Annotated in this window: 27 protein-coding genes; 14 read left to right on the top strand and 13 right to left on the bottom strand. The window is 51.2% G+C overall.

Annotated elements, in window-relative coordinates:
- Positions 1–18: 18 nt before the first annotated feature.
- From ACNKIB_RS13105 to ACNKIB_RS13050, 12 genes are all read right to left on the bottom strand, one after another.
- Entirely contained in the window at positions 19–1,068 is a 1,050-nt protein-coding gene (locus ACNKIB_RS13105) for a hypothetical protein (protein ID WP_417911015.1), read from the bottom strand.
- 18 nt (positions 1,069–1,086) lie between these two features.
- Positions 1,087–3,081, bottom strand: coding sequence for a hypothetical protein (locus ACNKIB_RS13100; protein WP_417911014.1), 1,995 nt, complete (start codon positions 3,079–3,081; stop codon positions 1,087–1,089).
- A gap of 20 nt (positions 3,082–3,101) precedes the next feature.
- Complete coding sequence (locus tag ACNKIB_RS13095; protein ID WP_417911013.1) at positions 3,102–4,799, bottom strand: hypothetical protein; 1,698 nt, start codon at positions 4,797–4,799, stop codon at positions 3,102–3,104.
- 4 nt (positions 4,800–4,803) lie between these two features.
- Positions 4,804–5,286, bottom strand: coding sequence for a hypothetical protein (locus ACNKIB_RS13090; protein ID WP_417911012.1), 483 nt, complete (start codon positions 5,284–5,286; stop codon positions 4,804–4,806).
- 42 nt (positions 5,287–5,328) lie between these two features.
- Complete coding sequence (locus tag ACNKIB_RS13085; RefSeq protein WP_417911011.1) at positions 5,329–5,859, bottom strand: pilus assembly protein PilP; 531 nt, start codon at positions 5,857–5,859, stop codon at positions 5,329–5,331.
- Positions 5,860–5,868: 9 nt separating this feature from the next.
- Positions 5,869–6,522 carry a type 4a pilus biogenesis protein PilO gene (locus ACNKIB_RS13080; protein ID WP_417911010.1) on the bottom strand — a complete coding sequence of 218 codons (654 nt, stop codon included), beginning with the start codon at positions 6,520–6,522 and terminating at the stop codon, positions 5,869–5,871.
- 26 nt (positions 6,523–6,548) lie between these two features.
- The gene (locus ACNKIB_RS13075; protein WP_417911009.1) at positions 6,549–7,154 is read right to left on the bottom strand and encodes a PilN domain-containing protein; all 606 of its coding nucleotides are present in this window, start codon (positions 7,152–7,154) and stop codon (positions 6,549–6,551) included.
- A gap of 3 nt (positions 7,155–7,157) precedes the next feature.
- A complete protein-coding gene (gene pilM / locus ACNKIB_RS13070) occupies positions 7,158–8,207 on the bottom strand; it encodes a type IV pilus assembly protein PilM (protein WP_417911008.1) in 1,050 nt (349 codons plus the stop codon).
- Positions 8,208–8,365: 158 nt separating this feature from the next.
- A complete protein-coding gene (locus ACNKIB_RS13065; RefSeq protein ID WP_417911007.1) occupies positions 8,366–9,085 on the bottom strand; it encodes a transglycosylase SLT domain-containing protein in 720 nt (239 codons plus the stop codon).
- Between the two features lie 21 nt (positions 9,086–9,106).
- Complete coding sequence (gene fsa, locus ACNKIB_RS13060) at positions 9,107–9,751, bottom strand: fructose-6-phosphate aldolase (protein ID WP_417911006.1); 645 nt, start codon at positions 9,749–9,751, stop codon at positions 9,107–9,109.
- On the bottom strand, positions 9,748–10,032 hold the full coding sequence (locus ACNKIB_RS13055) for a YHS domain-containing protein (protein ID WP_417911005.1): 285 nt from the start codon (positions 10,030–10,032) through the stop codon (positions 9,748–9,750). The genes fsa and ACNKIB_RS13055 overlap by 4 nt, the downstream gene beginning before the upstream one ends.
- 336 nt (positions 10,033–10,368) lie before the next feature.
- Positions 10,369–10,539 carry a hypothetical protein gene (locus ACNKIB_RS13050; protein ID WP_417911004.1) on the bottom strand — a complete coding sequence of 57 codons (171 nt, stop codon included), beginning with the start codon at positions 10,537–10,539 and terminating at the stop codon, positions 10,369–10,371.
- A gap of 96 nt (positions 10,540–10,635) precedes the next feature.
- Between ACNKIB_RS13050 and ACNKIB_RS13045 the strand changes: the two genes are divergently transcribed.
- The 14 genes from ACNKIB_RS13045 (at position 10,636) to ACNKIB_RS12980 (ending at position 24,119) form a co-directional block, all read left to right on the top strand.
- The gene (locus tag ACNKIB_RS13045; protein ID WP_417911003.1) at positions 10,636–11,067 is read left to right on the top strand and encodes an ATP synthase F0 subunit B; all 432 of its coding nucleotides are present in this window, start codon (positions 10,636–10,638) and stop codon (positions 11,065–11,067) included.
- A complete protein-coding gene (locus tag ACNKIB_RS13040) occupies positions 11,064–11,756 on the top strand; it encodes a hypothetical protein (RefSeq protein ID WP_417911002.1) in 693 nt (230 codons plus the stop codon). The genes ACNKIB_RS13045 and ACNKIB_RS13040 overlap by 4 nt, the downstream gene beginning before the upstream one ends.
- Positions 11,756–12,304: a F0F1 ATP synthase subunit delta gene (locus ACNKIB_RS13035; protein ID WP_417911001.1), complete on the top strand. Its 549-nt coding sequence runs from the start codon at positions 11,756–11,758 to the stop codon at positions 12,302–12,304. The genes ACNKIB_RS13040 and ACNKIB_RS13035 overlap by 1 nt, the downstream gene beginning before the upstream one ends.
- Positions 12,305–12,309: 5 nt before the next feature.
- Positions 12,310–13,833 (top strand): F0F1 ATP synthase subunit alpha, encoded by a 1,524-nt coding sequence (gene atpA, locus ACNKIB_RS13030; protein WP_417911000.1) that lies wholly within the window; start codon positions 12,310–12,312, stop codon positions 13,831–13,833.
- A 30-nt stretch (positions 13,834–13,863) separates the two neighbouring features.
- The gene (atpG, locus tag ACNKIB_RS13025) at positions 13,864–14,730 is read left to right on the top strand and encodes an ATP synthase F1 subunit gamma (RefSeq protein ID WP_417910999.1); all 867 of its coding nucleotides are present in this window, start codon (positions 13,864–13,866) and stop codon (positions 14,728–14,730) included.
- 55 nt (positions 14,731–14,785) lie between these two features.
- Positions 14,786–16,228: a F0F1 ATP synthase subunit beta gene (gene atpD, locus ACNKIB_RS13020; RefSeq protein WP_417910998.1), complete on the top strand. Its 1,443-nt coding sequence runs from the start codon at positions 14,786–14,788 to the stop codon at positions 16,226–16,228.
- Positions 16,229–16,264: 36 nt separating this feature from the next.
- Positions 16,265–16,687 carry a F0F1 ATP synthase subunit epsilon gene (locus tag ACNKIB_RS13015; protein ID WP_417910997.1) on the top strand — a complete coding sequence of 141 codons (423 nt, stop codon included), beginning with the start codon at positions 16,265–16,267 and terminating at the stop codon, positions 16,685–16,687.
- A gap of 92 nt (positions 16,688–16,779) precedes the next feature.
- Positions 16,780–17,391 (top strand): hypothetical protein, encoded by a 612-nt coding sequence (locus ACNKIB_RS13010; protein ID WP_417910996.1) that lies wholly within the window; start codon positions 16,780–16,782, stop codon positions 17,389–17,391.
- Positions 17,388–18,779, top strand: coding sequence for a DUF1566 domain-containing protein (locus ACNKIB_RS13005; RefSeq protein ID WP_417910995.1), 1,392 nt, complete (start codon positions 17,388–17,390; stop codon positions 18,777–18,779). The genes ACNKIB_RS13010 and ACNKIB_RS13005 overlap by 4 nt, the downstream gene beginning before the upstream one ends.
- A 547-nt stretch (positions 18,780–19,326) precedes the next feature.
- Complete coding sequence (locus tag ACNKIB_RS13000) at positions 19,327–20,235, top strand: rhomboid family intramembrane serine protease (protein ID WP_417910994.1); 909 nt, start codon at positions 19,327–19,329, stop codon at positions 20,233–20,235.
- Between the two features lie 72 nt (positions 20,236–20,307).
- Positions 20,308–21,468, top strand: coding sequence for an FtsH protease activity modulator HflK (gene hflK, locus ACNKIB_RS12995; protein WP_417910993.1), 1,161 nt, complete (start codon positions 20,308–20,310; stop codon positions 21,466–21,468).
- The gene (gene hflC / locus ACNKIB_RS12990; RefSeq protein WP_417910992.1) at positions 21,465–22,424 is read left to right on the top strand and encodes a protease modulator HflC; all 960 of its coding nucleotides are present in this window, start codon (positions 21,465–21,467) and stop codon (positions 22,422–22,424) included. The genes hflK and hflC overlap by 4 nt, the downstream gene beginning before the upstream one ends.
- A gap of 27 nt (positions 22,425–22,451) precedes the next feature.
- Positions 22,452–23,429, top strand: coding sequence for a P-loop NTPase (locus ACNKIB_RS12985; RefSeq protein ID WP_417910991.1), 978 nt, complete (start codon positions 22,452–22,454; stop codon positions 23,427–23,429).
- A 63-nt stretch (positions 23,430–23,492) separates the two neighbouring features.
- The gene (locus ACNKIB_RS12980; RefSeq protein ID WP_417910990.1) at positions 23,493–24,119 is read left to right on the top strand and encodes an MBL fold metallo-hydrolase; all 627 of its coding nucleotides are present in this window, start codon (positions 23,493–23,495) and stop codon (positions 24,117–24,119) included.
- 165 nt (positions 24,120–24,284) lie between these two features.
- Here the strand turns inward: ACNKIB_RS12980 and ACNKIB_RS12975 are convergent, their stop codons facing one another.
- On the bottom strand, positions 24,285–24,737 hold the full coding sequence (locus ACNKIB_RS12975) for a hypothetical protein (RefSeq protein ID WP_417910989.1): 453 nt from the start codon (positions 24,735–24,737) through the stop codon (positions 24,285–24,287).
- Between the last annotated feature and the right edge of the window lie 107 nt (positions 24,738–24,844).

Below are 24,844 nucleotides of genomic sequence, written 5' to 3'. Positions count from 1 at the left end.
TCATCACTCCAGCCAGAGCTACGGCTTATTTAAACCGGTCTGGACGAAATCATTCATCAGCGAGCTGGTTGCTTTTCTAATTGCCTGATCAAAGAGATCATCATATTGGTTATCTGCTAATACAGATTCCGGGGCAACGCGCACCTCAATCTGATTAGTCCAGACTACCTGGGCATCGTAGGCATTCTGTATCCAGATGCGGAGCCGTACTACTGCCTGATCAGTCCGACCCCCATGATTGGCCATCTGTCCGGCTTGCCCACCTAGAACCGACCAGGCAATGGTATTAGCATCTGCACCGCTGCTTATACCGAAGAAGCCATGCGCACTATCAGGATCCCAGGGGCCATTTGCATTACTGCCGATAATTCCTCCCCAGGTAGCTCCTGCAACTACATTACCAATGTTGTCGTACTGGGTTGAGTCAGCAAACCCAAAGGCCATGCGGCTGGTCGTACCCGTGACAAAGGGAATAAGGCCTCGTTTGCGTGGATCCCACGTATGCTCTTGACGGGTTCTGAATTCCAGTATCCTGCCTCGGATGATGTAGTCGGCTCCGAACCTACGTCCAACCTTGACTATCTCCTGATCGGTCAGGCCATGTGTACCAGGACCGTCAGCAGCATTTTTGCCAGAAGCCAGCTGGGCCTGCTCAAGCTTCATATAGCCTTTAAGCTTACCCTGCATCACTTCAGACCAATCTGGGTCCTCTAGCTCTTCGGCAAGCGATGAGGCGGCATGGTGACCGCTTTCGCTATAAGAAGCCACATTGATGATTTTCTGCTCAACTAAGTACTGAAACACATCCTCCGGTACCGGCGCACCGAAACCTCTACTGACCAAGCTGTTCGTCAGGGATTCAGTAATCAGCAGGTGACGACGAAAGGCTGAAGCGACACTGTCGCCCTCACTATAGTCTGCAAAAGGCAGAATAACCGCCGTCCTTCCTTTGCCGCTGTTGTCCGAATATTCATCCGGGGTCATCACGGTCTCGACAGTGGTTTGACCACACCCGGCCAGCAGCCCTGTCAGTAGTATCCCCACGGATACAAATTTCAGCAGGCTCATGGTTGCTCCTTATTCTGCCTAATTAATTATGCGCGGTCTCAGTAGCATGATCAGTTCACGCTTTGTTTTCTTTTTCTCTTCATAACCAAATAAATATTTCAAGTAAGGAACATCCTTAGCACCAGGGAGATAACTGCCATCTTTGGATTCCACTTCGCTGATCAGCCCGCCGACTACCAGCATGGAGCCATCTTTAACCTTGACCCATGTATTCATCTCCCGTTTATTGATTACCGGAAGACCTATTTTCCCTGCGAAACCCACGGTCTCATAAAAAATCGTTTCTCCAACGAGTTCAGATGTGACTGGTGATAAGTTCATAACTATTTCATTATTATCTCGCGCAACAGCTGACAATGCCATGCCTATTCCAGACAGTAAAGTTGATGTTTTGACAGTATAATCAATGCCACCCCCCTCAGCTCTTTTTGATTCTAGGGCACTGATGTAGGTTATATCTTTGCCAACTTTAATTAACGCAGGTTGTCCATTCAGTACACTGATCTTGGGATTAGAAAGAATGGAAGTCTGCCCTTGTTCCTGCAAAGCTTTGATGAACGAAGTGAAATTAAACCCTTCTAAGGTAACTCCTGTAGCGATGCTTTCCGCCATTGTCCCGCCGCTACCGATGAAGGTTGCAGCTGTGGTTCCCATAGACAGCGCATCAGTAATACTGCGGGCCACTGATTTAGAACTGATATCATCACTAAGTGTGTTCGTAGTTAACTCGCCCGCTGAAGATGTCCCAGATATATTCTCTGTTGTGTGGTTGGTGAGATTATCAAGATTTTTACCATCCCCGGTGACAAAAGTGCTTGTGTTATCTTTTAAACGTCCATCTTTCTTCGACTTAGAATCCTTCAGAGTTCTAGCCCCCAGCGTCTTGTTCTCATTGTATGATGAGTCTAGACGGTCATCTGTAGTTACATCATCATATGATACGGAGGATGTTGTTGTCTTATCATCGCTATTCTCCCTCGTAGTTGACTTCGACTTGGAATAACCAAGGCCATGAAAGCTTATTTTTTCTAATAGCATATTCCAATTTATGCCAAGAGAAGAGCTATCATTCAACTGCACTTCAATAATTTTTGCCTCAATAATGATCTGCTTATAGAGTTCCTTTTCTAGATTCTCTAGATAATTTTTAATTTTATTTTGTAGAGATTTAGGTGCATTTACGGTAATCAAGCCAACTGGCTTGTCGATTGTATAAGTTGAATCAGTCGATGAAACCCGACGGGACGCAACGGCTGTTTTATCCTCAGCCGTTTTTCCAGCCTCAGCTTTTCCCTCAGCTCCTGGTTGAGGAGCAGGCTGCGCTTCAGGGGCAGCAGCAGGAGTCGCAGCCGTAGAACTCCAAGTTGCTACAATCTTGTCAATATTATTTTGGATAATCTCCCACTGATCGAATTTATTCTCCCAAGGTTTGTTTTGAAGAGATCCACTTGTAGAACCAGTAAACGAATCATAATACTGTCTAACAAATGGCATAGCAATATGATATTTTTTTGTTTCACGGTACTTAACAACAATCGTTGAGCCTTCCATTTCATGGAAATAGTCTAGCTGACGAAGAATATTGTCAATAGCTTCATAAAAATTGTCATTGGCCGTAATACCTATATCTACCAACAATTCTTGATCTACATCTGGTGCCCAGCTTAGGCTCATGTTTTTAGTTTTGGCGATAGCTTTCATCGCCTCTCGCAGTGGGATTGGCTCGTTGGTCGAAATATTAGCACCGACTTTCAACTGGAGTCCGTCCAGCCCAGCAGCATTGCTACCTCCAGATGAGGAATCTGTACTCTCCTCGCGAATCATATAACCTGTCTGCTGGAAACGGTTTGGCAACAAGGACGGTTCAACCACTGTACGATGCTGTTGAGCTGTTTCTAAAGCTGCTGCCGCCTTTGGCGGTTCAAATTTCTTGTTTTCCACACAGGAACAAAACAAAAACAGCGGAAGAGCTGCCGCAAGACAGCTAGGCAGCAGATGTATATGGTTTTTCATTCCAGTTTTCCTGAGATTGGTTAATTGGATCGGGTTCTATTCAATATGAACGCTCTTAAATCCTGCGGAACGCTGAAGCCAGCATGAAGAATTGCTGTATACACTTTGTCTGCATCATTCTTCAGCCCCTGCTGATCTAGTATCCGAGCGCGGGATACCATTGAGTCTAAATCTTCACCATACAACTCACTATATTTATCTAGCAACCGTAGAGCAGCATCATACTGCTTTTGTCGCTCGCTGAACACGGCATAATTAAACAGTGCTTCTCGGCTCGGCTTACCAATACTGATGCTCTGATCAAAATACTGCTGCGCCTGACTACTTTCCTCCATATTGGCATGCCCAATGGCTGCATTAAGTGCGGCACTATTGTTTTTCTTATCCACAGTAAGTGCCTTTTTGGCATAATAGACTGCCTTGGCGTTCTGATTGAGTCCGGCAAGATAGATCGAGGCTATTTTATTAGCCAGCTTGCTTTTCTCTTTCTTCTCTACCTTGTCCGGCCAAATATCTAAAGCCTTTTCATACAGATGGATAGCAGCTTCTAAATTGCCTTCCTTTTCCACCTTAACCGCTTGGGCAACGATTTTTTTAGCTTCAGTAACTTCTGGCTGCTGGTGCTGTTCGTCAGGTCTGATGGTGATAGTTCCATCGGGATTCTTCCCTGCTGCCATGCCAGGATCAATGTTGATGTCTGCCGCCTTAGTGGGCCAGACAAACTCTTTATCTTTCGGGTAAATAACAATAGTGTTATGCCGTTGCTCTTTGGCCAGATCTTTCAGATTTATGATGATGTCTAAAACAAAATCCCACGGTACTTCATGCAGGGCCAACGTCAGCGTGCCGGAGACACCTTCAGCAACAATAATGTTATAACCGCTGATTTCACCGAGCAGACGGAAAACATTGTGTAGATCAACTTTGTAAAAATCAACCGTGATTGGCTGGCTGTTCATTCCTCCAAGAGAAGTCAAAACAGGAGGAGTAGCTTCTGTCGTCGGTACGGAGACATTCTTGTTGCTGCCAGGACTTTTAATGGCCGGATTTACGGTTGGCAGATGAGCGTCAACGGATTCACTGCCTGGGGTTGCCGGTGCACTTTTTTTAACATCCTCTTTACCCGCAGTAACGGCAGCAGCCGACGGAACAGACAGTGGTGCCGAATCTACAGCAGCCGGAGCTACGGATTCGTCTTTGAAAAAATTCTCAATTAATAGAATTATACTGTTATCCTTCAGGCTGGCGGTATAGGAAGTATATGGTTCAGGTAGATTGAATTCCAGACGTAACGTGTCGCTCGCCTTCGCGCTGTCGTTAAGGGTTACCTTAAAGGCTGCTAGCGAACTCGAATCTACAGATTCCTGCATCTCCGCATCCGCGATATCAACAATAATGGCCTGAGGAGGCAACTTATATATATTTGGCTCCGGTTTCGGCGATCTTGCGCAGAGGATGGTGATCTCCAATTTTTTTTCTGTTCGCTGCGCAGTAATTTTGACGATACTATTTTTTTCCGCTGTAGTAGGTTTGCTTTCTTCTTTAGGAACATCTTGCGGTTGTGATGCTTGAGCTGCTACTCCAGTCTCCTGCGCACCAGCAGGCGGCATATAGAAGACCAACAACAATCCGGTGACTGTTATCGCAGTGAATAAACAATAGATGCAGCTGAATCCAGGGGTACTTTTCTCAGAAACTGGCGGAATACGATACGACATTTTATTATTCCCCCTCTTTTTTCAGGCGCATAACGATTTCCTTAGTAATAAGTCTTCCAGACGAGGTTTGGTAAACTTCTTCGACTATCACCCGACCGTTTTCGATCTTTTTGACAATTCCATAGTTACCTAATGGCATACCCTCATACAAAAAATATCCTTGTCCACTGACATCTTCGGCCACAGCCCGCCATCCACCCTGAGCAAAAATCACTGCCGCCAATTTGAGCTGTCCTGGTTCAATCCTTAACCAACCCTTTCCTCTATCTTTTGCTGGTTCAACTATAAACTCAGGCGGCCCCCCGGTCTTTTTTTGAGAAAGGAAAGGTAGAAAGGGATCAGATCGACCATCTAACTGATAAATATACATAGTCGGTTTGTACACTTGGTCAGTCTTCTTAGCTACTTCTGCTTGAATATGTCTTGCACTCAACGATAAAATCGTCAATAAAAAATATCCTACTAAAATGATGCGCATATCAAACATATTTTTTCAACAGCTTATTAGAAAATTTGATGACCAAAATTATCATTTTCCTTTTTTATCATCTTCCTTCTTTAAACTCATAATCACTTCATTGTTTATTTCTCGCCCAGCTCTAGTTTTTGCAGTTTCTTTAATAATAATCTTACCATCTTGAATTTGCATTATCTGGCCTCGCCTTCCTATAAGCATGCCTTCACGTAAAATATATCCTTTACCCGTAACATCTTCCGCCATAGCTATCTTGCTTCCCTGTGTACCCATAACTGCGACTAACCTGAGTTGTCCCGGTTCAAAAACACGCATACCAGTTAGTGTATCACCGCTTTCTTCGTCTATAATCTCATCATCATCCTTTTTTTGAGCTGCCTCCTTGGAAATAAAAGGATAGAAAGGATCAGGCCGATTATCTAACTGATATTCAAATTTATCTTTTTTCTCCTCTTCCCCTTTTTTGACTTCAGTTTCTGCACTGCTCTTGACTTCTTCAGCTACCAAAGCTGATTCATTACAAAATAATTCCGCACTAAACAGCGTTATTATCACAAGAAGATATTTTTTAGAGCTAAACCACATATACCCCACCTATTTCCCTTTTCCCTTTTCAGGCTTATTATTGGATTTTTGAGGCGGAGCTGCGGCTTGGCCAGTGAAACGGTAGGTAAGTAGATTACATGAAGAATCTAGCAGCATCTCACCTTCGATTTCTTTTGGAGAACCCATCTTTATGTTGTCAACTGTGACTAGACGTTCTAATCCGCTAACTTCACCAAGAAAATATCCCATGTTATGATAAGGACCATTAATTTTAATACTGATTGGTATCTCGGCATAAAAATCCTTTGGAGACTCGGAGCCTGGTTTGAATTCAATAAAGTCTAGACCCGCTCTTTTGCCAATATCGGATATATTACGCAAGAGGTCAGGAATTTCGTGTTCCTTCGGAAGGACAATAGAAATTTCTTCAAATTTTTTTTTGGAACTTTCAAGCTCTTCCTTATGGTAGGATAGATTATCTGCTGCCTTTTGAGCTTCGTTAACTTTGTTAGTCAGCTCATTTTTTTGGTTTTGTAATGTGCCGATTTCCTCTTGTTTCGAGCTAAAAAAAAGAAAATAAAAAGCTGTTATCAACAGTACAGGTATTCCTAGAGCTAAACCAAGCTTAATATTCTTATTTAGAGGAATATACTTTTCATTGATAAATTTATCAAGCTTTGCTGCAATTTTTTCGGAAGCCATAATTAATTTTCCAAGACTGTTAGTTCCTATTTTTTAGCTTCGGTCGATCCAGGAGGCACTTCAGAAGCCGCCGCTTTTTCTTGTGCGTCTGGCATAGCGACAGTACAGGAAAGAACAAATTTTTTAAGATTTCTTCCTGCATATTTAGCCAAAGAAGAACTGGTCAAAGTCACATTGGATATATATTTAGATTCTTCAAGTTTTTTGAGATATTCTGCCACAGTCTGATTGTCCAAGGCTGTTCCGGTTAATTTCATTGTACCACCACTCTGGTCAAGAGCAGTAAGCCACATCCGCTCATTAGGCGTAAGGTTAGCAACCTCATTCAGGACATGGGCCGTAAGCACAGCAGTCTTTTTAAGCTGCTTCACAAGCTCTGTTTGCTTTTCGATCATTTCTTTAGTCTTTTTAAGTTCTTCAATCTGCTTCGATATCTCGGCAAGTTTTGTTTTTTTCTGTTCGAGCTCGGCAATCTCACCATTCAGTCCGCTGACCTGGTTGTTCAGATAGAGAAGAGTAAATACGAGAACAGCCAGCAATGCGGCGAAAACGATACTAAAGACCTTGAGCTGTAGCCCAGCTTCAGCCCGCTGCTTGATTTTTTTAACAGGAAGGAGGTTGATCCGCAGCATGACTCAAAACTCCGCTGGACGGATAGCCAGCCCAGTGGCTATGGACATTTCAGGAGCCGCCACCTTGAGGTATTCCATGTCGATCTTCTTATGGATTTTCATACCTTCAAAAGGATTGAAAGCGATGACCTCCAACCCTGTCTCCTTGGTCAGATAATCCCGCAGTCCTCGGACTTTCGAACCACCACCGCTGAGGACGAGAGAGACCAATGGTCTGCCCGGATTATTATTACCATACAGATCAATAGCCTTTTTGATCTCTAGTACCCAACGAGTGCAGATGCGAGTGAAGATGTCGTGCAACGCCTCCATCTCCTCTTCCTTGACTTGCTGGCGGCCTAGTTTGATCTTTTCCGCCACCTCGTAGTCGATATCCAGCGTGTCAGCAATTTCCTGGCTAATCTTGTCGCTGCCTGTTGCCACGTCCCGCGCCAGCACCGAGGTGCCACCCGCGATGATGTTGATATTCATCTTGGATGCTCCAATATCAACTAGACAGACATTCTTCTCGCTGCCCGCTATGGTGTTCCAAATGTTCTCCAAGGCAAAGCCATCGACATCGACCAATACAGGCAGGAGCTTCAGTGCCTGGAGCATCTCCAGATAGCTATCAACCACCTCTTTCTTGGCTGCCACCAGCATGACCTCGCTACGTTCCGTTTCGCTCTTAGCAACTTTGATCACCTGATGATCAATATATACCTCGTTAATGTCAAAGGGAATGTATTGCTCGGCTTCCTGATGTAACCGCTCTTCAAGGGCCTCTTCGCTTTCCATGTCTATATTGATCTTTTTGACGATCACCGAGTAGCCAGAAATGGAAAGACCCACCCGTTTATTTTTGATTTTTAGATTCTTGAGAAGCTCAGAAATAGCTGCTGATACGTCTTCAGTATCTTGAAGTACCCCATCATCAACCGCACCTGGGGAAAGAGCGGCAGCTCCCAGTGCCAAGAGCTGATAGCCATTCTTGCCAGCTCGCTCCACCTGGCATATTTTTACCGCATGGGAGCCGATGTCGATGCCGACTATGGGGATTTCCTTTTTTGCCATGTTTAGGTCGTCATTTTTTCTATTTCAGACTGCTCCCGACTCGCACCACATAAACTATGTAAATATATATAGCGCAGAAGGTGAAAAAAAAGCAAGGACGGTTTCAACTTTTTGATTCAGCTTGTCCAAAAAAAAAGCTGCTTCCATTCCTCTGGCATTCAGTTGACCGTCACTAACTGCCGCACTCGGATGCTGTTCTTCAGCGGTGCATAGGAATAGTAGCCGCCACCTTGGTAACTGCGGTACTCTCGGATTACCTTACCCACATAGTCAATTGTCTCTGGTATCCGGGGCATGCCACCACTCCGCAACACCCTGTTTGGACCAGCATTGTAGGCTGCCAAGCTGAGATTGATATCGCCATTGAAGTTGTCGAGCATCTCCCGGAGGTAGCGAGTGCCACCGTAGATATTCTGCCAAGGGTCAAAGGGGTCATTGACATTGAGATACCGAGCAGTGCCGGGCATTAGTTGCATCAGCCCTTGAGCACCTTTGGAGGAAACCGCATAGCGGTTAAAGCCAGATTCTGTCTTGATGACCGCTTTAATCAGCATCGGGTCAACTTGATACACCCGGGCAGCTTGCTGAATATGATAGTCGAAGCTGCTTCGCTGCGCCTGAGCAGGTCTGCCAAAGCGGAGCATCCGGCGGTCGATGCTGCGCACGCCAGGCGCAGAGGTGATCATAAGTCGGGGCAAGGGCTGCTTTTGAGAAAAGATAGCGTAATCTAAAGGCTTGCAGCGTTTTTCTCCAGGCACGTTGGTGTAATGCACCACACCCCGCGCATCGGTGTATTTGCAAATTTCGCCCTGCGCCTGTCCCGCGTGGGAGAGCAGGCTCGACACGGCAACAATGCAGCACAATATACAGGTTCGCATGGACGGAACGCCTCTCTTCGGTTATTTTTGCCGTTTCTCCCAATCGGCAAGAAATTGCTCCATGCCGATGTCAGTTAACGGATGCTTGGCCAGCTGGGCAATGACTTTATAGGGGATTGTGGCGATATCCGCTCCGATCAGTGCGGACTGGATGACGTGCATAGGGCTGCGCACTGAGGCAACAATGACCTCTGTTCTCATACTATAGTTACGGAAAATAGTCATGATGTCGCTGACCAAGGTCATGCCATCTTGAGAAATATCGTCCAGGCGACCAACAAAGGGGCTGACATAAGCTGCTCCTGCCTTGGCTGCCAGCAAAGCCTGAGCAGCTGAAAAGATCAAGGTGACGTTGGTTCTAATGCCTTCCGCTGCCAGTCGCCTAACTGCCTTGAGGCCGTCTGTAGTCATTGGCACTTTAATCACGATATTTTTGTGCAGTTTGGCCAGCTCGCGGGCCTCAGTTATCATGCCATCAGCATCTAAGCTGATTACCTCAGCACTGATCGGCCCATCAACTAAGGCACATATATCGGCAAGAATATCGGCGAACGGACGTTGTTCTTTCGAGATGAGAGAGGGATTAGTGGTCACGCCATCAACCATCCCCATATCCAGCCCTTTTTTAATTTCGTCGATATTGGCTGTGTCGATAAAAAATTTCATTGCTGTGCTCCTTCCTTCTTGCTAATAAATGTATCGCAGCAGGCATCGCTGCAAAAATAATACGTTTCACCGTTATGACGCAGCCGAACAGACTGCCGCTTGGGAATCAGTACACGGCAGACCGGATCTTCCACTAGCACGTCCTCGGCGGTCTCGTTCTTTTCCTGTTCTTGCTGCTGCTGAAAAAGTTCCGCCTGAATCTTGTCGCGGAGCTGACGGCGCAGCAGCAGCCAGGCGATATAAATCAGCCCGGCAAGAATGATCAGCCGCAGCGGAGTCATGCCGCGCCGCTGTTTGAGCGAGGTTGACAATTCATAAGACCATTATAGTCGTGTGGCTGCAAAAGTTGAACCTTTTTTTCTTTTTCCACTGCTTAAACCATAGTAGATCTCTTGCAGAAGTCAAGAATCAGGTTGCAGCGGAGAGCAAACCGTTTTCTTCTGTCGCGGTTTTTCTAACGTAACTATCAGTTAATATTCCTTTCTTGCTCGTTTGCAAAGGAGTTCTACTCGGCAAAAGAGGAGTTCTGCCGAGTTGGAAAGGAGTTCTACTCGGCAGAAAAGGAGTCTGGCCGAGTAGCAAAGGAGTTCTGGTTAGCCGCAAAGGAGTCTTGCCGACTAAGAAAGGAGTTGAAGTCGGCCAAACTCCTTTGCGGCTCGGCAGGAAAGCAGTTTGGCCAAGCCACACTCCTCTTTTGCCGACTCCAACTCCTTTCTGGTCGAGCCAAATTCCTTGGCAAACGAGCTGTATTCTTCCCTTGCCGCTGATCGGTAAAAAAGATTTGACATAGCCCTGCATTTCTTGGTAGTAAGTGACAATCAAATTAATCAAAGCAGCCACCGGGTTAGGCTGCGATTTTTTCGGCGCACTAGGAGCTGTTACATATGATCTCCATCGACAGTACAGTCTTTATCCACATCATCAATATGATCGTGCTGATGGTCGTCCTGAACCGGGTTCTGTATAAGCCTATTCTGGCGATTATGGATAAGCGACAGGAAAACAAGGATGCCATGACCGGTGACGTGGAACATTTCGAGCAGCAGGCCCGTGACCATCAAGCACTGGTGGACAAAAAAATGCACGAAGCCAGCATCAAGGCTAAAAAAGCCTTAGATACAGCGAAAAGTGAGGCCGAGACGGTCGGAGCGGAGAAAATTGCCGCCATCCGCGCTGAGGCTGACAGCGAGAAAGAGCAGCAGCTTGCCGAGATTCGGGCGAGTTTTGATGTAGCCCGCCGGGAGTTGCTAGATGATATCAACAGCGTTGCCCAGGACATGGCGGCCAAAATTCTGGGAAGGAGCGTGCGGGCATGAAAGTTAAAAAAATTTTGCCGCTGCTCGCTGCGGTTTGGCTCTGCGCTGGAGCAGCAGGAGCGGTCCTCGCTGAAGAGCATGGGGCAGCAAGTCATGAGCAGGCTGCTGTTCAGGAAACACATCAGACTGATGGCGGTCATGATGCCCATGCGGGTGCTAAGGCTGCGCACAGAGAAGGTCACGGTGGCGGGCATGTGGCACCGATGATTACTGGCGAAAAATTAAAAGATCTTCTTTGGCGCACCCTGAACTTTGCCGCCTTAGTCTTTCTGCTGGTTAAATTTGCAGGCAAACCTATTGTCGAAGGCTTAGGCAGCCGCCGCAAGGCCATTGAGGCCGAGCTGCAAGAACTCCAGGCTAAACGCAACGAAGCCGAGCGTTCCTACAAGGAATTTTCAGCGCGATTGGAAGGCATGGAGGCAGAAATTGAGCTGACCGTTCAGCGAGCGATAGACTTGGCCAAAGAGGAGCGGCACCGTATTCTTGCCGAAGCTGAAGCGGCGGCGCGGGACATCCGGCGGCAAGCTGAGGCTGCGGTGGAAGCAGCGGCAGCAGCAGCCCGGAGCAATCTTCAGGATGAAGTGGCAGAGCAGGCAGCAGCAATGGCTGAACAACTGATCCTGAAAAATTTGACTCCAAAGGATCAGGTTATGATTATTGAACAGTATCTTACAAGGGCGGCGCAGTGATGAAACAGATCATTTTAGCCAAACGGTACGCTAGGGCGATCTTTGCCCTGGGTAAGGAGCACGGTACGGTAGATACCTATGCGCAAGCACTCAGAGCTATTGCCGATCTTTTTGTCAAACCCGAACTGGGAGTCGCTGACGCGCTAACTAATCCCTTGTATCCGATCGAGATCCGGCTGAAGGTTATGACCGGAATCGCGGAGTCAGCAGGCGCGGATTCCTTGCTGGGGGCCTTCCTTCATCTGCTGGTGGAGAAAAAGCGGGTGTCCGTGCTGCCGGAAGTCGCGGATCAAGTGCGGGAAATGATGGAGCGGGAGGAGAACATCAGCCACGGCTGGGTTACGTCTGCTGTCAAATTAGACAAAGCTCTGTTGGCGAAAATTCGGGCCACGCTGGAGAAAATTACAGGTCATAAGATACTTCTTGAAACGCAGGTCGATCCCTCAATTATCGGCGGCATGGTGGCCAGGGTCGGCGATCTGGTGCTCGACGGAAGCATCCGCACACAGCTTAATGGATTAAAAGAATCTATCAAGGGGAGAGAATAGTCAAGATGCAGATTAAAGCCTCAGAAATCAGCCGGATCATCAAGGATCAGATCGCTGGCTACAAGAGCGGCATAGACCTGAAGGAAACCGGCACGGTTATCTCGGTGGGCGACGGTATTGCCCGCGTGTATGGTGTGGAAAATTGCCAAGCCATGGAGCTACTTGAGTTTCCTGGTAAGATCATGGGGCTGGCTCTCAACCTTGAGCAGGACAACGTCGGCGTGGCGGTCATGGGCGACGTGCGCAACATTAAAGAGGGCGACATTGTGCGCCGTACTGGCAGAATCGCTGAAGTGCCGGTCGGGCCGGAGCTGGAAGGCCGCGTAGTTGACGGCATTGGTCAGCCTATTGACGGCAAAGGGCCGCTCAACGCCAAGCTGACCCGCAAGATGGAGGTTGTTGCCCCTGGTGTTATCGCCCGCAAAAGCGTGCATGAGCCGTGCTACACCGGCTACAAGGCGATTGACGCGATGACCCCGGTCGGGCGCGGCCAGCGCGAGCTGGTCATCGGCGACCGCCAGATCGGTAAGACCGCGCTTTGCGTGGATGCGATCATCGCCCAGAAAGGCACGGGTGTGCATTGCGTCTATGTCGCTACCGGCCAGAAAAAATCTACCGTTGCGCTGGTGGTCGAGGCTCTGCGCAGGCACGGGGCGATGGAGTACACCACTGTGGTTGCCGCCTGCGCCTCGGATCCCGCGCCGATGCAGTATGTCTCGGCCATGACCGGCTGCGCGATGGCTGAATATTTCCGCGATAAAGGCCAGCACTCGCTGATTGTTTACGACGATCTGTCCAAGCAGGCGGTTGCTTACCGCGAGCTGTCCCTGCTGCTCCGCCGTCCGCCCGGACGCGAGGCCTATCCTGGCGACATCTTTTTCAACCATTCCCGCCTGCTGGAGCGGGCCGCCAAATTGAGCGATGCGCTCGGCGCAGGCTCGATGACTGCCCTGCCGATCATTGAGACCCAGGCTGGCGACGTGTCCGCCTTCATCCCGACCAACGTTATTTCGATCACCGACGGCCAAGTTTTCTTGGAGCCAAGCCTCTTTTTCGCCGGTGTTCGTCCGGCCATCAACGTTGGTATTTCGGTATCCCGCGTCGGCGGTGCAGCGCAGGTCAAAGCCATGAAGCAGGTGGCTGGCACCCTGCGACTTGATCTTGCCCAGTACCGCGAACTGGCGGCTTTTGCTGGTTTCGGTTCTGACTTGGATGCAGCAACCCAGGCCAAGCTGACGCGCGGCGCGCGGTTAGTGGAAATCCTCAAGCAGCCGCAGTATCAGCCTCTGCCGATGGAGAAGCAGGTCACGATCATCTTTGCAGGCACCAAGGGATTCTTGGATGAACTACCAGTCAATCTGCTCGCCAACTACGAGCAGGAGCTGTATGGCTACATTGAGCTGAACGAGCCTGCGATTTTTGCTGAACTGCAGGAAAAGAAGGCGATTTCTCCTGAGCTGGAGCATAAGATCAGAGCCACGCTGAAGACTTTTGGCAGCACCTTCAAAACAGCTAACGGTCTGAACTGAGGCCTGGATTAACCCAGGATACGGATCACCATGCCAGGATTAAAGGAAGTCAAGAACAAGATAGAAGGCGTTTCCAAGACTTCGCAGATCACCAAGGCGATGAACATGGTTGCCTCGGCCAAGCTGCGTGGTGCTCAGCTGCGGATGGAGGCGTTTCGGCCTTATGCAGGCAAGTTTGCCGAAGCCATGCAGAAGCTCTCCGGCGGCGCAGGTAGCGGCCAGCCACTGATGGAAGCCCACGAGGTGAAGAACATCGAGTTGGTGGTTATCACCTCTGACCGGGGGCTGTGCGGCAGCTTCAACGCCAACGTCATCAGCAAGACCCAAAAGCTGATCGCCCAGTATGAGAGCGAGGGCAAAAAGGTTACGCTGGTGACGGTCGGCAACAAGGCAACGCGGGCCTTCAAACGGTCAGGTAAAGTTCGGCGGTCAGTCATGGATATCATGGGCACCTTCCAAATGTTTAACGCCCGTGAAATCGCTGAAGACGCGGCCCAGCAATTTCTCAGCAAGACGGTTGATCAAGTAGAGTTGGTTTATGCCCGCTTTAAGTCGCTGGCCGCGCAGGTGCCGACGCAGGAAACTCTGCTGCCGATTAGTCCGGCAGAAAAAGACGAAGCGGAGGAGGCCAATCCGGTTGAGTACATTTTTGAGCCGACTCCTGCCGAGATCATGGAGACCCTGCTGCCCCTGTATCTGAATGTGCAGGTCTTTCACGCCATGCTGGAGGTCGGCGCAGGCGAGCAGGCAGCTCGGATGACAGCGATGGATAACGCAACCACAGCCTGCGGCGATATGATCAAGGAGCTGAAGCAGCTATACAACAAGGCCCGCCAGGCAGCCATCACCGGCGACCTGATGGATATCGTCGGCGGTGCCGAGGCACTGAAAGGCTGACAGAACAGATAAAATTACGCAGAGACTGCTGAAGATATTGGGAGGCTGGTAGAAAATGGGAGCTGGCAAAATTATACAGGTGATTGGGCCTGTCGTTGACGTGGAATTCAAGGCGAACGAGCTGCCTGACATTATGAGTGCCCTGTTTGTAACCAATCCGGGCATCGACGACACCAAGGAAAATCTGGTCATTGAAGTGGCCCAACATCTGGGCGATAACGTGGTGCGCTGCATCGCCATGGATCAGACTGACGGCTTGGTGCGGGGCATGGCCTGCCGCGACTCCGGCAAGCCGATCTCCATTCCGGTCGGCGCGCCTGCCTTGGGCCGGATCATGAACGTGGTGGGCCGCCCGGTTGACGGCCTCGGCGTGATTGATAATTCAAAAACCATGCCGATTCACCGCGCCGCACCGGAGTTCACTGAGCAGGACACCGAGGTCAACGTGCTGGAAACCGGCATCAAGGTGCTTGACTTGCTCGTGCCCTTCCCGCGCGGCGGCAAGATGGGCCTCTTTGGCGGCGCAGGCTGCGGCAAGACGGTCATCATGATGGAGATGGTCAACAATATCGCCATGCAGCACGGCGGCATTTCGGTCTTCTGCGGCGTGGGCGAGCGCACCCGCGAGGGCAACGACCTGTATATGGAGATGAAGGAGTCTGGCGTTCTGCCCAAGGCCGCGCTGGTTTACGGTCAGATGACTGAGCCGCCGGGAGCGCGTGCCCGCGTCGCCCTGACTGGCCTCACTGCCGCCGAGTATTTCCGCGACGAGGAGGGCCAAGACGTGCTCTTCTTTGTGGACAACATTTTCCGCTTCACCCAGGCCGGAGCGGAGGTTTCCGCCCTGTTGGGCCGCATTCCGTCCGCAGTTGGTTATCAGCCGACGCTGGCAACAGACCTCGGTGCCTTGCAGGAGCGCATCACCTCGACCACCAAAGGGTCGATCACTGCGGTGCAGTGCGTCTATGTACCTGCCGACGACCTCACCGACCCGGCTCCGGCCACCACTTTCGCTCATCTCGACGGCACGGTTGTTCTTTCCCGCCAGATCGCGGCACTGGGCATTTACCCGGCAGTTGATCCGCTCGACTCCACCTCGCGCATTCTTGACCCGAACGTGGTCGGCCAGGAGCATTACCAGACCGCTCGTCGGGTACAGGTTACGCTTCAGAAGTATAAAGAATTACAGGATATCATCGCCATTCTCGGTATGGATGAGCTGTCTGAGGACGATCAGCTTTTGGTTGGTCGCGCCCGCAAAATCCAGCGTTTCCTCTCCCAGCCTTTCCATGTTGCCGAGGTGTTCACCGGCATGGATGGTAAATATGTGAAAGTTGAAGACACGGTGCGTGGCTTCAAGGAAATCCTTGACGGCAAGCACGACGATCTGCCAGAAAACGCCTTTTACATGGTAGGCAGCATTGAGGAGGCGGTGGAGAAAGCCGCAGCAGAAAAAGCAGCAGCCAAGCAGGATGCAGCAGAAAAAGCAGCAGCCTGATCCGTGCAGGATAATTCCAGGCAGAGGTAACGAACAATGGCACAGATTCATCTGGAAGTAGTGACACCCGCCGGGCCAGTGGTCAGCGAGGATGTGGATATTGTTACTGCGCCCGGCACCAACGGCGAATTCGGTGTTCTGGCAAATCACGCTCCTTTTCTGACCACGGTCAAAACCGGTGTCCTGCACTACAAAAAGGACAAAGAACTGAAGTATCTGATGGTCAGCGGCGGTTTTGCCGAGGTCTCGGACAACACCGTCACGTTCTTGGTGGAGATTGCCGAATACGGCCATGATATTGACGTGCCCCGCGCTCTGCTGGCCAAGGAGCGGGCGGAAAAAAGTCTGGCGCAGCAGCAGGCGCACGACGAGAACGTCAGCCGCGTCCAAGCTGCGTCGGCCTTGCAGCGGGCGATGGCCAGAATCGCGGCGGCGGAGCGGTGTTCGAGGCAGCTGTAGCACTCAGCCGGAGCAGCGATGAGCAAGGGCCGTCCCTCAAGGGGCGGCTTTTTTTGTTTCTCTCCCTTCTCGTTTAACTTGTGAAAACGATTATGACTGTTCCCGCCGGATTTCTGATTTATGCCGCCCTGTATCGCCTGACTGTGCTGACGGTCGGTGCGCTGTCCATCTGGCTGGGGTTCCGGCTGTTTAGCAATGCTAGTGGAAGCAAGGGCAAAACTGTGGACAACGCAGGTTCAGCCAGCGCGGAAGCAGGCAGAGTGAAGCTGGCCTTCACGAACCTGCTACCCGGAACCTATTTTGCCCTCTTCGGCACGGCGATCATCGGCATCATGCTATGGAGGGGCGAGCCGCAGTTTCTTCAGCAAGAACTCAAGGAGTTGACCGGCAATAGCGACAGCAGAACAGTCGAGACGACCGTCATGCGCGGCATCATTGAATTTGAATGGAAAAAGCTGGACAAGCCAGGCATTACGCTGGCGGAAGCAGCCGAGACAATGGGAAACATCGCCAAGCTGCTGCGGCAGGAACATCGCATCGGCGAGGCTCTCTCAATGGCAAAGCTGGCGGTTTTGTACGGCAAGGAGGAAGACAAGGCAAAGCACCTTGATCTGCTGGCCGAGCTGCTGCGGAAAAATGGCCATGAAGAGGAGGCTGTGAAAACTGAGCAGGCTGCTGAATCGTTGCGGAGGCCAGAGAAATGAAGCTGTGCGGAAGACGCTTGCTGCTGTTGATTGCGCTGGCCATGCTGCCTGCGGCGGCGCAGGCGGATTCCGGCTTTGGCCGCTTTCGCGCCTTGGTGATCGGCAATCAAAATTATCGCCATCTCAGCAAGCTGGAGACCCCGCTGGCTGATGCGAAAGATGTTGCCGAGGTGTTGGAGCAGCAGTACGGCTTTTCGGTGAAGCTGCTTTTGGACAAGGACCGGGACGAAATCAAGCTGGCCCTGTCTGAGCTGCGCAAAACCATGACTGACGAGCGCGACAGCCTGTTGATTTACTACGCCGGACACGGCTATTTGGACAACGTGACCGGCACCGGCTACTGGCAGCCGGTGGATGCGGAGAAGGATAACGATGTCTATTGGCTTCCGACCGACGAAATTTCCCGGCTGCTCAAGGCTGTCTGCTCCCGGCACGTGCTGATTGTCGCGGACTCCTGCTATTCCGGCAGCCTGCTGATGCGGGATTCCGGCGCAAGGCTTCCTGCCGCAGCCAGTCGCGATGAATGGCTGAAGCGGATGCAGGCGAAGCGGTCGCGTACCGCGTTGACTTCAGGTGGCGAGGAGCCGGTTGCGGACGGCGGCGGCAGCGGTCATTCGGTCTTTGCCAAGGCGTTGCTGGAGGTGCTGCGGGAAAACAAGGAGATTCTGGACGGCGACAGCCTCTTTGACCGGATCAAGCGGCCAGTTATCTTGAATGCGGAACAGACCCCGCTTTACGGCGACATCAAGATGACCGGGCATGAGATGGGCGATTTTCTGCTCGTGCCGAAAGCGTTGCAGGAAAACGGCGTTCAGCAGATTGAGAGCAGTGCCAAAACGGATTTGAGTTTTCTGCAACGCGATGGCGGTGATAAGCAATTGCAGCCTATAGAAAAACCGCGCCAAGATGCCGACTCGAAAAAAGAAAAAACTATCGGGCACTATATTGATCATGGCGATGGCACGATCACCGACACGAAAAGTGGTTTGATGTGGAAACGCTGTTCAGAAGGTTTGTCCGGCGTGAACTGTGAAAAAGGTGAGACGGAAAAATATACATGGGATGAGGCGTTTCAGCACTTCAAAAATTTTAAATACTCAAGATATTCTGACTGGCGGCTGCCAAACATTGTCGAGCTGAAAACGTTGGTATATTGTAGCACCGGGAAAGATAAAAATGACGAATGTCACGATGGGACGGAGAAACCGACAATCAACCATCAGGCTTTTCCGAATACTAAAGCAATTCCTTTCTGGTCTTCGTCACCATCTATTGACAGATTAAATGGCGCGTGGGGTGTCAGTTTTAACCTCGGCCATTTCTACGACTTCTACCGCGGCGGCAGAGGCAACGGCTTCGCGGTACGTTTGGTACGCGGCGGACGGTAGGAATAGGGGGATCCTTGTTCAGACTCATGCGAGCGAGGGTACGCTTTATGCACACGCCAGGCGACCGCCGCGACGACTTGGGCTTTCGCCTCGTTCTCCCCTTTCAGGCAGGACGCTGAAGCGGCTGTTCATGTGAGCAAAAAAGCATGACGGAAGGATGAATGTAACCCATCGGTGCCTTGCGGTAAAAAATCAGCGGTGCGGTTTGTTGTCGCAAGCTGTTGCAGGAAAAAATCGAGGAGCCGAGGTTTTATCGCGGCGACTTGCGATGAAATCGCAGGCTATTGTTTTTTCATCTCAGGCTCCCGCAGGAAGAAATCAGGCCGTTGCAGGAAAGAATCAACGACGCACAAGACCGCTTCCGCCTGCTGATTTTTCATGTCGAGTTAAGGATAGTTGGCAGGTTTAGATGAATGCAATGAACTGCCTCCCTGCGACTGGAATGACAACCCGTAATCATTTTAGATGCTTCTGCACTAATCCCTCTCGTAGTAGTAAGTAGCTCTCCCTCTTGACTCCTCCCTGGCGCACGCTTACTGTGTGTCGCATGAACTTAAGTCCTCTCTCTGAGCCATCCGTTACCTGGGTACTAGCGGCCAAGATTGGCCCAGTAGAGCTGCGCGACTGCTCGCTGATGTTGAGCGCGATAGGCATCGCGCATCAGGTAGATCGACGCAGCGGCGTAATTCTGGTACACCGGAATAACAGTACGCGAGCAATCGCCGAACTCCAGGACTTTCGCGAAGAAAACCGCAATTGGCCACCACCTGCTGATCAGGTGCTCCCTTTTGTCCGCAGTAGCAACTGGCTCACTCTGCTGATGTTGAGCGGACTGATTCTGCTCCACACCATCAGCGGCCCCTGGCTGGCTGCCAGCCCTTGGTTTGCAGCCGGAGCCGTGAGCAGCCAGGCCATCATAGAGCAGGGCCAGTGGTGGCGGCTGATTACCGCCCTGACGCTTCATGCTGATCAAGGCCATCTCGTTGGCAACTGTGTGATTGGCGGCGTGATGGCCCATTTGCTCTGCAAGACCCTTGGCTCTGGCACAGCCTGGCTAGCCATGCTGCTCTCCGCCCTCCTTGCCAACTTCCTTAACATCGCCCTACGCACTGATCCCCATTACTCTGTCGGTTTTTCCACTGCTGTCTTCGCTGCTATTGGCATTTTCTGCGGACGACAGCTTTGGGGAGGTGGCTCATTGATCCGCCACCTCCTCTTACCGCTGGGAGCAGGAGCCAGTCTGCTGGCAATGCTCGGATCTGGCAACGAAGGTGGGCGTACTGACCTCGGCGCACACCTCTTTGGCCTCGCCTGCGGGTTGTTGTGCGGCTTCTTCCTGCGCGTCGCCGGTCTTGATCAGCAGGGCAGCCGCCGCAGTCTCCAAAACCTCTTTTTTTTCATCGCGCTGTCTCTGATTATCCTCTCCTGGCTACTGGCATTCCGAAAATGCTTGTAAGACTGGCCCGCACCGATTTAAATAGACCGAACCTATCCATCAACATCATACTACGCAAGGCATGTCATGCCCATGAACACATCGTCCCCCTGGGGCAAGAAGAAGAAACCAGCAGGGCCGGAAGACCTACTGGCTGATCTGATTCAAAAAATACGCGATTTTTTTGAAGAGCAGAACGACCAGAACAAGAACAAAAAGGAAGGCGAGGAACCGCCAAAAGAAACCGGCCCGGATAATAATCTCGGATATCAGGCTGCCGCTGGCAAAATCGCGCTGATCGTAGCAGCGATTGTGCTGCTACGCGGAGTTTTGGCCTGCTTCTACACCATTGAGCCGGAGCAGCAAGGCATAGTTGTCCGCTTTGGCAAATACAGCCGCACTGCCGAGCCAGGCCTTAACTTCAAGATTCCCTTTATGGAAGATGTCATCCGAGTGGATGTGACCAGTGTCCGTAAAGAAGAATTCGGTTTCCGTACCAAGACACCAGGGCAGAATTCGGTCTTTGACAAGAAGGGCTATGAGAATGAATCCCTGATGCTCACTGGCGATAAGAATGTAATTGAGGTAGCCTGGATTGTCCAATACAAAATAAATGATCCGGTCATGTTTCTATTCAAGGTGAGCGATGTGCCCCAGGCGGTGCGGGATAATTCGGAAACCGTTATCCGGCGCATTGTCGGCAACATGGATTTCGACTACGTACTCGGCAACCGGGCAACCCTGGCTGACATGGCCCGGCAGGAACTCCAGCGTGACCTTAATAAACTGGAAAGCGGGGTGGAACTTGTCACCCTTCAGCTTTTGGACATCACGCCGACCGATGCGGTCAAGCCTGCCTTCAATGAGGTCAACGAGGCGGATCAAGACATGAAGCGGCTGGTCAACGAGGCTGAGGAGCAGTACAACCGAGTCATTCCCAAGGCCCGTGGTTCGGCGAAACAGATGATTGAAGAGGCCCACGGCTATGCAGTACAGCGGCTCAATGATGCCAAAGGCGAAACTACCCGCTTCAAGGCTATTGCCACTGAATACGAGAAGGCCAAAGATGTCACCCGGCGGCGTATGTATTTAGAAACCATGCAGAGCATTCTGCCGCAGGTGAAGCAAGTCTATATTATGGACAATCCTGTGCTGCCTTTCCTCAATCTGAACGGCCCAGGCAGCAATGTCTTACCGCCGACCAGTCCAGCGACCCAGCCCCCCCTCATTCCCCAGGAGAGCACGACCAAATGAGCCAGCTCACGCAAAAAACACAAATTCTGAATGGACTGTACCTGCTCTTAGCAGGGCTGGCTATAGTCATGGTACTGGATGGCTTCTATATCCTTCCAGAAGGCAAGCAGGCGGTCATCACCCAGCTCGGCGCGCCAGTGGGTACGCCAGTCACCGAGGCTGGGCTGAAGATAAAAACACCATTTATTCAGCGGGTGCAGCTCTTTGAAAAACGGATTTTGATCTGGGACGGAGACCCAAATCAGATCCCAACCAATGACAAGACGTTTATTTATATGGATAACACGGCCCGCTGGCGGATTAAGGATGCGCTCCTCTTCCTCCAGGCCGTGGGCACGGAAATCCGTGCGCAAACCCTGCTGGATGACATTATTAACGGGGCAGTGCGCGATCTGGTCAATCAGCACGATCTGATTGAGATCATCCGTTCTTCAGACTGGAGTCAGCAATACACCGTTGAAACGACCTCTGCCGCTGATATGGTCAAGCCGCCCGAAAAGGGCCGGGACAAAATCAGCAAAATGGTGCTGGGTAAGGCCTCTGAGGCAGCGACCAAGTACGGCATTGAATTGATTGATGTCATGTTCAAGCGGGTCAACTATATTGACTCAGTGCGGGAAAAAGTCTATACCCGGATGATCTCCGAGCGGAAGCGGATTGCTGCTGAGAAACGCTCGCAAGGTGAAGGCCGTAAAGCAGAAATCCTCGGCAAAGTGGAGCGTGAGCTGAAGGAGATCACCTCTGAGGCCAAGCGGCAGTCCACGGAAATCCGAGGTAAGGCAGATGCTGAGGCAGCCAAGCTCTACGGCGAGACCTACAGCAGCGATGCGGAGTTCTACTTCTTCCTCAAAAGCCTGGAGAGCTATCAGAGCATCCTTGGTGGCAACACCTCACTGGTACTGCCACCGAATGCCGATCTGTTTAAATATCTGCAATCGCCAGCGGTTGCACAATGATGTTCAACTAACCGAGGGGGACAGAACATGAGTTCATGCAAAAGTGGTTCTTGCAGCAGCAAAAGCAAGTCCAGCTGTGGATCGCAACCTTCTGATGCGCAGGCGCATCTTGCCCAGCAGGATATTGCCATCACCAAATCGCTCGGTAAAATCAAGCATAAGATACTGGTGATGAGTGGCAAGGGTGGGGTCGGCAAGTCCACAGTGGCGGTCAATCTCGCCCTTGGGCTAGCCGAGCGCGGCTGGAAGGTCGGCCTAATGGACGTTGATCTACACGGCCCGGATGTCTGCCGGATGCTCAACCTCACAGGCAGTTTGGAGCCAGTGCAGAAGGTAAATGACCTCGTGGCACCGCTGCTCTATAACGGCAAGGTCAAGGTGGTCTCGCTCGAATATATGATGAAAGACCGCGACGAGGCGATCATCTGGCGCGGGCCGCTGAAAATCCAGGCCATCCGCCAGTTTGTTGCGGACATGGATTGGGGCGAGCTGGATTACCTGGTGGTTGATGCGCCTCCAGGTACTGGCGATGAACCACTCTCAGTGGCCCAAACCATGCCCAATGTCCAGGCTTTGGTCGTGACTACCCCTCAAGCCGTGGCCTTAGCAGACGTGCGCAAGTCGATCAATTTCTGCAAGACCGTGAAGATGCCTATCGTCGGGCTGGTGGAAAATATGTCGGGCTTTGTTTGCCCGCATTGCAGCGAGACTGTGGATATCTTCAGCACTGGTGGCGGCGAAAAAACAGCCCGCGACTTTGATCTAGCCTTCCTTGGCAGAATACCGATGGATCCCCGCGTGGTTGTTGGCGGCGATAGCGGCCAGCCTTACCTCTCTTCCAACGCCGACAGCCCAGCAATCAAAGCCTTTGCCGCTGTAGTGTCTGCTGTCGAGCAACGAATGCCCGCCAAAGGTCTCGGTCTCAACATGGCCAGCTCTTCTGCCTGCGGTTGTGGCTGCGGTAGCAGCTGTGCGCCGGAGAAAAGCTCCACCTGCGCCTGCTGAATTTTGCCTAGTCAGGAGCGAGCAGCTCCTGACTCTCTTCTCTGAAATCTCCCGGATCGTGTTATGAAGATACAGCAATTGATTGTCGGCATGATGGATGTCTGCTGCTACCTTGTCTCCTGCGAAAAAACCGGCAAGGCCGCGATTATTGATCCTGGTGGGGACGAGGCCGACATCTTGGCCGCCTGTAAAAAGAGTGGGCTGGAAGTGCTCTATCTCATCAACACCCACGGCCATCCTGATCACGTCTGCGGCAATGGGCCGCTCAAGCAGGCAACCGGGGCAAAGATCGTTATGCACCGAGCTGATGTCCTCTTCTTCAACAGTTCAGAGGCGCGTAGCTATTTTGCCCAGCTCGGTTTGCCTGAGTCACCGCCAGCAGACATCTTAGTCGAGGATGGCGATCTGATCAGCATCGGCGAAGAGAGTTTGACCGTGATTCACACGCCTGGCCACACGCCGGGCGGCATCTGCTTGTACCACGCACCGGATTGCTTCACCGGTGACACCCTTTTTGTCGGCGGCGTAGGCCGAACAGATTTCCCTGGCGGCTCTATGCGCGAGCTTTCACACTCCATCAGCGAACGGCTGCTGACCTTGCCGCCGGAAACCACGGTTTGGCCAGGACACGGCTACGGTGGCTCGAAATCTACCATTGGCAAAGAGGGGCGGAGCAATCCGTATTTGTGAGAAGGAAGCGGCAATGGGGTCTATGATAGAGCTATAGACCTCTTGCTTAAGAGTCATTATCACCTGCCCGTTCTTGGGATGCTGATCGCCGATCAGGGCAAGTGTTGCGCTCTTAGCGGTAGCACTTGCCCTGGCAGTGAGGCCGGGGTGGAGGCAGGTTGTAATTTAATCTTTGATGCAGCGGACGCTGCCTCCCTTTGCCCTGTTCCACCTATCCATCACTGCATCAGACCCACTGTTAATCATTAAAAATAGACCGTAGGCATAGCTGCCGTTGGCCGTGCCGCTCCAGTAGAAAGCGGTGCTGCCTGTGTAAGCAGGCATGGAGGGAGAACCTGTTACTTCAACCCGATAGCCTCCTAATGGCAGTTTCAAAGGTGACGCAAAAGCACCGGAAGGATCCTTTGATATCCAAGAATCTATTTCCTCCTGCCATTCGTCAGTCGTTGGCACTCTGAAGCCCGCCGGACAAGGATTGTTCACTCCGCCGACGCCCTGCCACAAATTTTCATTCTGCGGATTTCTCCAGTCGTAAGGCTCCGAAGATGCTGTTATGAATTGGGCATGTCCAGGATTATCTGAAGAACTAGGGCCTGTTAACACTGCCTGCTTAGTCAAGCACCTCCGGTAAAACCGGAGGCTTGGTAAGGTGAACCGCCCAAGGCGGTTTAAGTTGCGGCCTGTTTTATGCAATTACTGCGGCTTATTGACATCTTCATACGGGG

This window comes from Candidatus Electronema sp. PJ (assembly GCF_048287395.1).
Lineage (GTDB): Bacteria > Desulfobacterota > Desulfobulbia > Desulfobulbales > Desulfobulbaceae > Electronema.
The sequence above is the reverse complement of the archived record's forward strand: the minus strand, read 5'-3'. Positions and strand labels throughout refer to the sequence as shown.